Annotated in this window: 8 protein-coding genes; 4 read left to right on the plus strand and 4 right to left on the minus strand. The window is 68.8% G+C overall.

From position 1 onward, the window contains the following. Positions 1–17: 17 nt before the first annotated feature. The 4 genes from CELF_RS15010 to CELF_RS15025 all read left to right on the plus strand — a co-directional run bounded on the left by CELF_RS15010 (position 18) and on the right by CELF_RS15025 (position 6058). Positions 18–1331, plus strand: coding sequence for an ABC transporter substrate-binding protein (locus CELF_RS15010; protein WP_013772122.1), 1314 nt, complete (start codon positions 18–20; stop codon positions 1329–1331). Between the two features lie 73 nt (positions 1332–1404). Then, a complete protein-coding gene (locus CELF_RS15015; protein WP_013772123.1) occupies positions 1405–2289 on the plus strand; it encodes a carbohydrate ABC transporter permease in 885 nt (294 codons plus the stop codon). Between the two features lie 4 nt (positions 2290–2293). After that, positions 2294–3205 carry a carbohydrate ABC transporter permease gene (locus tag CELF_RS15020; protein ID WP_013772124.1) on the plus strand — a complete coding sequence of 304 codons (912 nt, stop codon included), beginning with the start codon at positions 2294–2296 and terminating at the stop codon, positions 3203–3205. Positions 3206–3418: 213 nt separating this feature from the next. Then, the gene (locus tag CELF_RS15025) at positions 3419–6058 is read left to right on the plus strand and encodes an alpha-L-rhamnosidase (protein ID WP_013772125.1); all 2640 of its coding nucleotides are present in this window, start codon (positions 3419–3421) and stop codon (positions 6056–6058) included. An 8-nt stretch (positions 6059–6066) separates the two neighbouring features. Here the strand turns inward: CELF_RS15025 and CELF_RS15030 are convergent, their stop codons facing one another. Genes CELF_RS15030 through CELF_RS15045 form a run of 4 tightly spaced genes read right to left on the minus strand, consistent with a single transcriptional unit; the run spans position 6067 to position 12002 of the window. Beyond that, complete coding sequence (locus CELF_RS15030) at positions 6067–8625, minus strand: GH39 family glycosyl hydrolase (protein ID WP_041553561.1); 2559 nt, start codon at positions 8623–8625, stop codon at positions 6067–6069. Between the two features lie 19 nt (positions 8626–8644). Next, complete coding sequence (gene pgmB / locus CELF_RS15035; protein ID WP_013772127.1) at positions 8645–9289, minus strand: beta-phosphoglucomutase; 645 nt, start codon at positions 9287–9289, stop codon at positions 8645–8647. Then, positions 9286–10980: a beta-N-acetylglucosaminidase/beta-glucosidase gene (locus tag CELF_RS15040; RefSeq protein WP_013772128.1), complete on the minus strand. Its 1695-nt coding sequence runs from the start codon at positions 10978–10980 to the stop codon at positions 9286–9288. Before CELF_RS15040 ends, pgmB begins: the two co-directional genes overlap by 4 nt. Beyond that, positions 10977–12002: an ABC transporter permease gene (locus tag CELF_RS15045; RefSeq protein ID WP_169317638.1), complete on the minus strand. Its 1026-nt coding sequence runs from the start codon at positions 12000–12002 to the stop codon at positions 10977–10979. The genes CELF_RS15040 and CELF_RS15045 overlap by 4 nt, the downstream gene beginning before the upstream one ends. Positions 12003–12023 lie beyond the last annotated feature (21 nt).

Below are 12023 nucleotides of genomic sequence, written 5' to 3' on the forward strand. Positions count from 1 at the left end.
TTCAAGGAGGAAGTGTGATGTTGACTCACATGCGTACCCGGCGCTCCACCGCCGTGCTCGGACTGGCCGCTGCTGGCGCCCTGCTCCTCACGGCGTGCTCGGGTTCGGGCGACAACAACGGCTCGGGCGGCAGCTCGGACCAGTTCAAGTACCTGTCGCTGGCCGAGAACACCGCCATCAAGGACACGCTCACGTCGCTGTCCACAGGTGCGTGCGCCGACGCCGAGGCGACGGCCCCGCTCAAGGTCGAGACCACGCCCCAGGCCGGCATCGACCAGCGCCTCCAGCTCGACGCGGGCCAGTCGTCGCTCCCCGCGCTGTTCTCCACCGGCAACTCCCCGCAGGTGATCAAGGACATCCAGAGCGCCGGCCAGGTCGTTGACATCAACGCCGAGCTTGCCGCACTCGGTCAGGAGGACGCGATCATCCCGGCCGCGCGCTCCACGCTCGAGAACCTGTACGACGGCGGCGTCTACGTCCTGCCGACCGAGTTCAACGTCGAGGGCATCTGGTACAACAAGAAGCTCTTCGCGGACAACGGCATCGAGGTTCCCGGGACCTGGTCGGAGATGGTCGCCGCAGCCGACACGCTCTCCGCGGCCGGCGTCCAGCCGTTCTCGGCGGCGGGGAAGGACGGCTGGCCCGTCACCCGGCTGGTCGGGAACTACCTCTACCGTTCCATCGGCCCGGACGCCCTGACCGCGGTCGCGTCCGGCGAGGCCAAGCTGACCGACCCGGAGTACGTCGAGGCGGCCGCGGCGGTTGCCGACCTCGGGACCAAGGGCTACTTCGGCCCGTCGGTGACATCGATCGACTACACGACGGCCGCGAACGAGTTCCTCTCGGGCAACGCCGCCATGTACTACATGGGCAGCTGGATCCTCGGGAACTTCAACGACCCGGAGCAGAACAAGATCGGCGCCGAGAACATCGGCTTCATGCCCTTCCCGGCGATCGAGGGCGGCAACGGCTCTGCTGACCAGCTCGCAGCCAACGTGGGGGTGCCGATCGCGATGGGCCGCTCGGCCTACGACGACGGCGCGAAGGCCTGGCTCGAGTGCATCGCGCAGAACTACGGCAGCGAGGCGCTGAAGACGCAGGGTGTCATCACGGGCTTCAAGGTCGACGGCGACGCCGGTGAGATCCCTGCCCTGACGCAGGTGGTCCAGGACCAGATCGCTCAGACGACGTCCACCGTCCTCTGGTTCGAGGCGCTCTTCCCCGCGAAGGCGACCACGACCAGCCAGACGAATGGCGGCCTGCTCGCCTCCGGCGGCATCTCGCCCGAGGAGTTCATGTCCCTCGTGCAGACCGATCTCGACGAAGAGTGACGACCGTGCCGGGCGCGGCTCCCGCAGCCGCGCCCGGCACGCCAGCTAGCGGAACGAAAGTGACTCCCTCCCCATGAAGAACGTCCTCGGCGACAGGCGCACCGCTGCGCTGCTGCTCGCCCCAGCGCTCACGGTCTACTCCCTGATCATCCTGATTCCCGTCTTCTGGTCGCTCGGGTACACCCTCTTCGAGGGCAATCCGATCACGGGCTTCAGCTGGGCCGGCCTGGCGAACTTCGAGAAGCTCTGGGCCGACGAGGCGACCCGTGACGCCCTGTGGTTCACCGTCCGCTTCGCCCTCGTGACCACGATCGTCCAGGTCCTGCTCGGGTACCTGCTGGCACTGCTCTACGTGTTCGTCCTGCGTCGCGCGTCCTCGCTCGTTCGCACTCTCGTCTTCTTCCCCGTGGTGCTCCCGACCGTCGCCGTCGCGCTGCTCTTCCAGCAGCTCTTCGAGTACGCGCCGCGCACCGGCCCCGTCAACGCGCTGCTCAACGTCGTCGGCATCGAGAGCATCGACTGGTTCTCGACCGGCTCCTCCGCGTTCTGGGTCCTCATCATCATGGAGGCGTGGCGCTCGATGGGCTTCTACGCCGTCCTCCTCTACGCCGGCCTCGTCGACATCCCCGAGGAGACCCTCGAGTCTGCGCGCCTCGACGGCGCCTCGGGCGCCCGGCTCGTTCGTCACATCGTCGTGCCGCTGTCGCTGCCCGTCCTGTTCTCCTCGCTCATCTTCAGCATCAACGGGACCCTCAAGGTCTTCGACTCCGTCGTCGCCCTGACGAGCGGCGGACCCGGCAGCCAGACGACACCGCTCACGCTCTACATGTTCCAGACGTCCTTCTCCTACGGGCAGTACGGCTTCGGAAGCTCGATCGCCCTCCTTCTGACGATGGTGTGCCTCATCGTGACCGTGGGCATCTTCCGTTCGTCCCGCCGCGACCTGACGAGGGGCTGACCTCATGTCCACCCTGACCGTTCCCCACAGCCGTGCCGACCTGCGCACGCCGTCACCCACCGGGAAGCGCCGTCGACGCCCCGTGCGCGCGACGGTCCAGAAGGTCCTGACCACGGCCATCACCGTCGTCGTGCTCGCCGTCGTCGTCGTGCCCCTGATCTGGCTGTTCCTGGGCTCCCTGAAGACGCAGGCGGAGTTCCTCGACAACCCGGCCTTCGCCCTGCCGGAGAACTGGCTCAACTTCGAGAACTACAGCCGTGCCATCACCGAGGGCAACCTCGGCCAGTACGCACGCAACAGCGTCCTGGCCGTCTTCCCTTCCCTGTTCCTCACGCTCCTGTTCGGCGTTGCCGCCGGATTCGCGCTCGAGGTCATGGTGTGGAAGGGGCGCTCGACGGTCCTCCTGCTCTTCCTCGCCGGGATCATGGTCCCTGGCCAGATGATCCTGCTCCCCTTGTTCACGATGTACTTCCGTGCCGGCCTTACGGGGAGCCTCTGGCCGCTCGTCATCACCTACACCGCGATCGGTCTGCCGCTGACGACCTTCATGATGGCGACGTTCTTCCGGTCGGTTCCTCGTGAGCTCTTCGAGGCAGCCACGCTGGACGGCGCGAGCGTCATCCGGATGTTCTTCTCGATCGGCATCCCGCTCGTGAGCAACGCCCTCTTCACCGTCGCGCTCGTCCAGTTCTTCTTCATCTGGAACGACCTGCTCATCGCGATGACGTTCACGAACAGCGACGAGCTGAGGACGATCCAGGTGGGTCTCCTCAACTTCCGTGGGCAGTTCGGCCAGATCGAGTACGGACCGACGCTGGCGGCGGTCTGCCTGAACGTCCTGGGCACGCTCCTGATCTACCTCTTCCTCAACCAGCGGGTCATGAAGGGTCTGACGGCCGGCTCGGTGAAGGGCTGATGGTCGGGGCCGCTGGGCTGTGCGTCGAGCATTTCGATCGCGCGGTCGGAATCAGCTCGGCGGCGCCCACCTGCACAACCCCACTGGACAAGCGGAGCCGTCCGCCGCGCGCGAGCAGCGACGCGCGAGACACACCGAGACCTCAGTGCGCGTGATCTGTGCCCAGCCGCTCGACCGCCGACCGCAGCACCAACTGATTGAGACCAGCAGACGATGACGAACGACATCACGACCGCCGCCCCCGCCGTCCGGATCGAGCACCACGACGAGCCGGAGGCCCTCGGCATCGGCGACGAGCGCCCGCGACTCTCCTGGCAGCTCGCCACCGCGCCCGCCGACTACCGGCAGCTCGCCTACGAGGTCTCGTGGAGGACGCGCACGCCGACCGGTGCCGTCGCAGACGAGGGCGTCGCAGTGGTGACCTCGTCCGACCAGCTCTTCGTCCCGTGGCCAGGCGCCCCGCTCGCGCCCCGCGCGAGGACGACGGTACGGGTCCGGACCCAGGACGCGTCGACGGGTACCTGGGGTGCGCTCAGCGAGCCCGTCGTCGCCGAGCGCGGCCTGTCGGTCGACGACTGGCGCGCCGAGCTCGTCGGCCCCGACTACCTCGAGGGCCCGGAAGACGACCGCCGCGCCCCGCTGGTCCGCACGGACTTCCGGCTGGACTCGCTGGTCCAGTCCGCCCGTCTGCACGTCACCGCGCACGGCCTGGTCGAGGTCGAGATCAATGGCTCGCGCGTCGGCGCCGACGAACTCCTCCCCGGCTGGACGCCGTATCACGAGCGGCTGCGGGTCTACACCTACGACGTGACGACCCTCGTCCGGTCAGGCGAGAACGCCATCGGTGCGTGGCTGGCCGACGGGTGGTTCCGCGGGCGCTTCGGCTTCGAGGGCGGCACCACGGACATCTACGGTTCGCGCATCGGTGTGCTCGCACAGCTCGAGGCCGTCCTGGAGGACGGCCGCACGGTCGTCGTCGCGTCCGACGGGACGTGGCGGAGCACGCCCGGTCCGTTGACACGTGCGAGCCTCTACGACGGTGAGCGGATCGACTTGCGGCTGTTGCCCGAGGGGTGGTCGCAGCCCGGCTTCGACGACGCGTCGTGGACCCCGGTCGCCGTGCTCCCCCTCGACAAGGGCGTCCTCTCCGCGCCCGACGGCCCGGCCGTCCGGTGCACGGGCGAGATCCTGCCGGTGTCCGTCACGGCGGTGGACGACGGTTGGCTGCTCGACTACGGCCAGAACCACTCGGGTCGTCCCCGTCTGACCGTCCCACCCACCGTGCCCGGCACGCACATCACCATCCAGCACGCCGAGGTCCTGCAGGACGGGCGCCTCTACCGCCGGCCGCTGCGCCAGGCTGCCTCCACGGACGAGATCGTGACCGCGGGCGAGGCCGTGGTCTGGGAGCCGCGCTTCACCGTGCACGGCTACCGCTACGCCTTCGTCCAGGGGTGGCCCGGCGAGCAGCCGCCTGCGGAGGGCGCGATCGTCTCGCGCGTCCTGCACTCCGACATGCGGCGCACGGGGTGGTTCACCTCGGACAACGCGGGCCTCAACCGGCTGCACGAGAACGTCGTCTGGGGGCTGCGGTCCAACTTCGTCGACATCCCGACGGACTGCCCGCAGCGCGACGAGCGACTCGGGTGGACCGGCGACATCCAGGTCTTCGCGCCCACGGCGTCCTTCCTGTACGACGTGCACGGCGTACTGTCCGACTGGCTCCGGTCCCTCACGATCGAGCAGAAGAGGTTCGGCGGCACAGTGCCGGTGTACGTGCCGTGGGTCCCCGGGGGTGTCTTCTGGCGGCCGGAGATGGACGTCGCCGGGTGGGGCGATGCGGCCGCGATCGTCCCCGAGGCACTGCACACCGCCTTCGGGGACCGCGACCTGCTCGAGCGCCAGTACGACTCCGCCCGGACGTGGGTCGAACGGGTCGCGACGCTTGCCGGGCCGAGCCGGCTCTGGGACGAAGGACTGCAGCTCGGCGACTGGCTGGACCCGGCCGCCCCCCCGGACAACCCGATGCAGGCGATGACAGACCCGCACCTCGTCGCGACCGCCTACTTCGCGCGCTCGACCGACGCCTTGTCGGGGATCGCCGCGGCGCTCGGCCGCGACGAGGACGCCGCGCGGTACGGCGAGCTCGCCGCGGAGATCCGCGCGGCCTTCGTCGCCCGGTACGTCGACACGGACGACCCGACCCACGACACGCCCTGCGCCCACTCGCTCGCGATCTCTTTCGGTCTGCTCGAGGACGCCGCGACGCGCGCTCGCGCCGGCAACCGGCTCGACGAGCTCGTCCGGTCACGGGGGTACACGGTGTCGACCGGGTTCGCCGGAACTCCGGTCGTCACCGACGCCCTCAGCCGGACAGGGCACCTCGACACGGCGTACCGCCTCCTGCTCAGTCACGAGGCACCGTCGTGGCTCGCGACGATCGACCTCGGCGCGACCACCATCTGGGAGCGCTGGGACTCGATGCTGCCCGACGGCACCGTGAACCCGGGCGACATGACGTCGTTCAACCACTACGCGCTGGGGTCGGTCGCGGACTGGATCCACCGCACCGTCGGAGGGTTGGCGCCGACCGCAGCCGCGTACCGCGAGCTGCGTGTCGCGCCCCGACCGGGCGTGGGTGTGACGTCCGCCGCGGTGCGGCACCTCACACCGTTCGGCGAGGCGACCGCGCAGTGGGAGCTCCGCGACGGCGAGCTCGCGGTCCAGTTCTCGGTTCCGGTCGGCACCACCGCGGTCGTCGACCTGCCAGGTCGGGCGCCGTACCGGGTCGGCCACGGCACGCACCGGGCCACGGTGGCGTTCGAAGCCTCCCGCGGCCGCCACGCTGTGTGACGTCGACGTCAGGACGAGCTCGTCCCCGCCACCCCAGGGCACGGGGCCGCGGGGACGAGCTCGATCAACCGGACCTCGAGGGGCTCGAGGACGGCTGAGACGGTGACGGCTCCGTCCACGTGCAGGTCGTTGACGATCATCTGCGGCACCGACACCTGCCGGATGTAGTCGACGCACTGCGGGTCGATCGACGGTGCGCCCATCCGGAGCCAGGTGTCGAACGCGGAACCGTGCTCGCTGTTGATGACCCGCTCGCGGACCCTGTACTCCCCCGCTGGGAGCCCGGTCAGCTCGATCGAGAAATCCATGCGTCCGAGCTCTGAGAACGGCGCGTACCGCTCGAGGTAGGTCATGTCGTAGCGCTCGCCAGACGCGAAGAGGTGGCTGAAGTGCTCGTAGTTGTACACGAAGACCTGGACAGCTGAACCGGTGGACGTGACGAAGTAGCCGTCGCCCGAGGCCAGGAGCCGGTCGCCGACGCGGGAGAGCGCCGCAAAGAAGTGGTAGTGCGGCTTCTTGACGCCGTTCGAGGTCAGCAGCCCCAGGCCGCCGTGGAACATGTCCTCGCTCGGCTGGAGCTCCTCCATGAGGTCGGTGAGGCTCCAGTACGCGAACGCGTCGAGCTCGTCGTAGTTCTCGAGCAGGTTCTTCGCGAGGTAGCAGCTCTTGAACGTCGTGTCGTTGAGCAGGTCGCGATGCGAGACCGTGAGGTTCCACTCGGTCATGTAGACGGGGACGCGCAGCCCGAGATCACGCATCAGCAGCTTGAGCTGGCTGATCGTCTTGCGGAACGCGTCCTGGTCCTTGTTCAGGCGTGACGAGCTCGGCCGGCCAGGTGTGTGGTCGGGCAGCGTCTCCCACCCGAAGTCGTTGTCGTAGTAGTGGATCGTCAGGAAGTCGGGCGAGCAGCGGTGCGCCCGCGCGAACTCCAGGTAGCCCAGCAGCCAGTTCTTGTTCTGGGTGTACGACACCAGCATCGCCGGGCTGCCGAACTGCAGAGAGGAGCCGTGCTGCTTCACGGTGCGGTACGTCGCCGCGTAGAACTCGCGGAAGACGTCGTCGTCGTCGAAGCCGAACAGCGTCGGACCGGTGTCCGGCTCGTTCCAGACGCAGAAGAGCCAGGTCGACACCTCGTCGAACGAGTAGCGCGCGATCACGTGGCTCATGAACGCATCGACCAGCGCGGTCCAGCGCTCGAGGCTCTTGGGCGGGCTGACGTTGAACGGTGCGGAGTAGACGGTCCGGTCCTTGATCGACGCCAGCTCCTGCGGCATGAACGAGAGCTGGACGAAAGGCTTGAGCCCGATCGACAGCAGGAAGTCGAACACCTTGTCGAGCAGGACGAAGCTGAAGACCGGCTCCCCCGCCGCGTTCTCGCGGTAGACGTGCATGTCGTCCGCGAACAGGCCGTGGAACTTGATGAACTCGAAACCGACGTCGGCCTGCCAGCTCCGGAGCATCTCGCGGACGTCCTCGTACAGGAGCTCCTTGGCTCGCCCGACGGTCGTGATCTTGCGGTACGTGTGGCGCAGCCGCCGCCCGCTCGCGTGGACGTCGACGCTGTCGACCGCCACCAGCTTCGTCACCGGCTCGACGTCCACCGCCGTCGTGACCCGCATTTCTGGCTCCGACGGCAGATATCGCGCGAGCACCCGGAGCGGGGTGTCAGGCGCCGGCCCTTCCGTCGTCCGGGAGAGGCTTCCCGTCGGTGCAGCGGCGACCTGCTGGTCACGCCGGAACTGGCTCGGCAGGACCTTGTGGCGCTCCTTGAAGAGCTTCACGAACGTGCGGGGGTCGCGGAAGCCGTTGCGCTTCGCGACGACCTCGATGCTCTCGTCGGACGTCACCAGGTCGTCGACCGCCCGGTCCAGCCGGAGCTGGTTGTAGTAGGCCGAGAACGTCATCCCGACCTGCTCCTTGAAGAAGGCGGACAGGTAGGGCGCGGAGAGGTGCTCGTGCGCGGCGACCTGGTTGAGCGAGAGACCTTCGGCGTAGTGCTCGTCGATGTACCGCAGGAGGCGACGCAGGCGCACGCGGTGCTTGTCCGACGCCGTCGAGGCCCCTGTCGGGCTGGCGACGAAACGGTGGACGAGCTCGTCCAGCAACGCGTAGAGCAGTGCGACCGTCTGGAACCGGCGCTCGTCGTCCTGCGTGCTGTTGACCTTGATGATCGAGGCGAGCAGGTGGATGAGCGGGCGGAACGCGGCCCGGCTCTGCCCGGTCACCGAGTTGACGCGGAACCGGACGTCGTCGAGCGACGGCGCGAGACGGTGCACGTCGAACCGGAGACTGAGGAGCTGGCAGGGCTCGTCGGCCTCCATCTCCATGAGGCTGTGCGGGTTGACGAGGTAGACGTCCTCGGGCTCGAGGTAGGTCTCCTCGTCGTCCACCACCAGCAGCGGGCGTCCGTGGACGACGAAGATCAGCTGCGCCTCGTCCCGGCGGGACGGCGGTAGGGCGTCGCCGTCGACCAGGAGGACCCGGGCTGGCGCCGAGCGCGGCAGCAGGACGAGCTCGGACTCAGTGTGCATCTCGGTCGACTCCAGCGTGTGGTGCCCGGCTGCCACGTCCGGGCACCGCGCACCGTCAGTTCTCGATGTGATCGAGCATGTCAGACAGGCTTTCGATGGACCACGTCACGCGGGGGTGAGTCGCCGCGTCACCGATGCCGAAGCACGTGAAGCCACCCGCGACCGCGGCGTCGACACCCGCTCGCGCGTCCTCGACGACGGCGCACTGCGCGGGGGTGAGAGCCAGGAACTCGGCCGCCCGCAGGAACACCTCGGGGTCGGGCTTGCTCCGCGTGATGTTCTCGCCGTCGGAGATCGCGTCGAACCAGTCACGCAGCCCGACCTTGTCGAGGATGAGCTTGGCGTTGCGGCTGGACGACCCGATCGCGAGCCGTAGCCCGCGGTCCCTCAGCGTCGCGAGCGTCGACCTCACCTCGTCGGTGACGTCCTGCGGCGTCAGGCCGTCGAGAAGCTCGCGGTAGACCCGGTTCTTGTCGTCGGCCAGCACCTGCTTCTCGGTCGCCGACACCTCGAACGTCCCGAGCGACAGGACGATGTCGAGGCTCTCCATGCGCGAGACGCCACGCAGGCGGTCGTTGTCGTGCCGGGTGAACGGGATGCCGAGCCTCTCGGCGATCGAGAGCCAGGCCTGGAAGTGCAGCTCGTCGGTGTGGACGAGGACGCCGTCCAGGTCGAACACGAGGCCGCGGAGGCCGCTCACAGGTGGGTGTCCCACTGGCCGCAAAAGGCGTCGACGGGGCTGCTCCCGGCGAACGGCGCCTTTCCTTGGAGTGCCGCGAGGAGCGTCTCAAGCACGACGGGCGACGAACCGTAGGTGTTGATCAAGGTGCGCACGCGCGGCACGTCGAACAGGTGGTATGGGTTCTCGAACGACACGAAGACCGTCGGGACGGAGTGCACGTACGCCGGGACGTTCGCCCCCATGGGCTCCGCCCACTCGATCCGCACGACGGTCTGGTTGGACCGCGTCGAGAGGTTCGCCAGGTAGAGGACCAGGTCATGGCGCTCGGTGACGTCGGTCGTCGGCGCCGCCATCCCCTCCCAGCCGCCGCCGGGCTCGAACCGGGTCACGTCGTGCCCAGCCTCCACGAGGGCGTCGACGAACTGCTCGACCGCCCCGGCGCGTGCGCCCTGCCCGATGGGGCTGCCGCCGTTCTGCAGGTCGTAGACGAGCACCCGGGGGTAGCGCTCGCGGGTGATCGGCAGGACGCCCGGCTCCTCCTTGACCAGCGTGATGGACGAGGCGGCGACCTCGCGCGCGGTCGCGCTGTGGTCCGGGTCCGCCAGGACCCCCGCGGCGCCCTGCGCAGGCAGGTTGGTCCCGCGGTGGAGCCCGAGCGACGCCTTCAGCGCGAGGATGCGCGTCACGGCCTCGTCCAGCCGCTCCGGGGTGATGACGCCGTCCCGGATCCCGGCCCGCATGTAGCCGAAGTCCTCGTCGAGGTTCTTCGTGAAGAGGAACATGTCGCACCCGGCGGCGATCACCCGCGGCACGGCCTGGGATCGGGGCAGGACCGACGCGAGCCCGGCCATCGTGGTCGAGTCGGACACCACGAGGCCGTTGAACCCGAGCCGGTCGCGGAGCAGGTCGTTCAGCAGCTCCTCGGCGACCACGCCCGGAAGGATGTCGCGGTCCGCGACGCCGGGCCGCAGGGCACGGCTGTAGGCGGGGAGCATGATGTGCCCGACCATGACGGTCTTCACGCCTGCAGCGATGGCGGCGCGGTACACCACGCCGAAACTGTCGTCCCACTCCTCGACCGACATCGTGTTGACGGACGCCAGCAGGTGCTGGTCGCGCTCGTCCACGCCGTCTCCCGGGAAGTGCTTCGCGGACGCCGCGAGGCCCTGCGCCTGGATCGCCTCGACGTACTCCGCGCCCATCGCCGCCACGGTCGCGGCGTCGGCGCCGAACGTCCGCGTGTTCGTGATCGGATTGCGGAAGTTCAGGTCGATGTCGACGACCGGCGTGAAGGCCCAGTTGATGCCGAGCGCGCGCGCCTCACGACCGATGACCGTCGCCGCCCTGCGGACGTGGTCGGTGCTGCCGGTCGCGGCGAGCGCCATGTTCGAGCCGACGTGCGTCGCCTCCTGCACCGTCTGTGACGCGCCTCCTTCGAGGTTCGCCGAGATCAGGAGCGGGACTGTGGCGGTGCTCTGCAGCGTGGTCACCGTGGCGGCAGCGTCGGCGGCGGTCATCGTGCGCAGCATCACGCCACCTACGTGCAGCCCTCGCGTGAGGTAGCCGAGGTACTCGGGGTCGCTGGTGTAGGTGATGAGGCAGAAGAGCTGCCCCAGCTTCTCGTCCTCGCCCATCTCGGCGAGAGTCGTGCGGACCCAGGCGATGCCGTCGTCGTCGAGCGAGAAGGGGGCTGCGGTCAGGTCGATCATGATGCGGATGCTCCGGTGACGGCGGGGACCTCGGCCGGCTTCGCCGGTGAGGAGGGGGCAGCGGGACCCGGCGTGCCGCGGGGGGGCCCCGCGAGCCGGCGCCACGCGCGCTTGAGCCGGTCCTCGTTGCTGAGGTAGGCGAGGAAGCCGACGAGGAGGAGCGCGTTGGCGATCGACTGGGCCGTGCTGGTCAGGCGCAGGGCGGCGAAGGCGAGCCCGATGAGAGTGGTGCAGAAGGCTCCGAGGAGGTAGCCGAGCTTGTCGTTGGAGAAGCGTCCGATGAACCCGCCGATGAACATGGGCAGGAAGGCGGTGAACATCACGCCGATCGACCCGAAGTTCAGCTTCCCGGCCTCGATGTAGCCCATCTGGGAGGCGATGATGAGCCCGACGACGCTCATGAGCCCCCCGCTCACGGCGTAGCAGCCGATCGCGTTGCGCCGCTCGTTCGTACCCGCGGCGACCGCCGCGGCCTGGCCCGTGATCAGCGAGCGGTAGTCGTACCCGAACCGGCTGCGGTCGAAGATGACGAACACCACCGCGAGGCCGGCGACGATGACCAGCAGCATGTTGAGCGGGCTCTTCGAGAACGAGGTCAACCCCGTGTCGAGCAGGAAGCTGACGTTCGCCCCGCCGCTGATCGCGAACGAGACGCCCTCGTAGAGCAGCGTGATGCCGAGCGAGCACACCATCGGCGAAATCCCCAGCCGGACGTAGACGAGGCCCGCGAACACGCCGAGCAGCACTCCGCTGCCGACGGTGACGGCCGCCATGACCACGATCCCGCCGCCGGTGTTGAGGGCGACCGTCGCCCCGATCACGGACGACAGCGTCGCCATGGATCCGAGCGAGAAGTCGAACCGCCCGCTGTTCAGGTTGATGGCCAGCGCCATCGCGGTGAGCATCGTCGTCGCGACGCCCCGGGTGAGCAGCAGCAGGCTGTCGTCGGTGTTGAACAGGGAGACACCGTTGATCGAGCACAGCGCGGTGAGGGCGACGAAGACCGTCACAGGGATGATCAACGTCCCTGTCGCTCGTCGCGT

It is taken from the genome of Cellulomonas fimi ATCC 484 (assembly GCF_000212695.1).
Lineage (GTDB): Bacteria > Actinomycetota > Actinomycetes > Actinomycetales > Cellulomonadaceae > Cellulomonas > Cellulomonas fimi.

Coding starts and splice junctions, on each gene's coding strand:
- CELF_RS15010 (WP_013772122.1), top strand. CDS start 18: ATGTTGACTCACATGCGTACCCGGCGCTCCACCGCCGTGCTCGGACTG.
- CELF_RS15015 (WP_013772123.1), top strand. CDS start 1,405: ATGAAGAACGTCCTCGGCGACAGGCGCACCGCTGCGCTGCTGCTCGCC.
- CELF_RS15020 (WP_013772124.1), top strand. CDS start 2,294: ATGTCCACCCTGACCGTTCCCCACAGCCGTGCCGACCTGCGCACGCCG.
- CELF_RS15025 (WP_013772125.1), top strand. CDS start 3,419: ATGACGAACGACATCACGACCGCCGCCCCCGCCGTCCGGATCGAGCAC.
- CELF_RS15040 (WP_013772128.1), bottom strand. CDS start 10,980: ATGATCGACCTGACCGCAGCCCCCTTCTCGCTCGACGACGACGGCATC.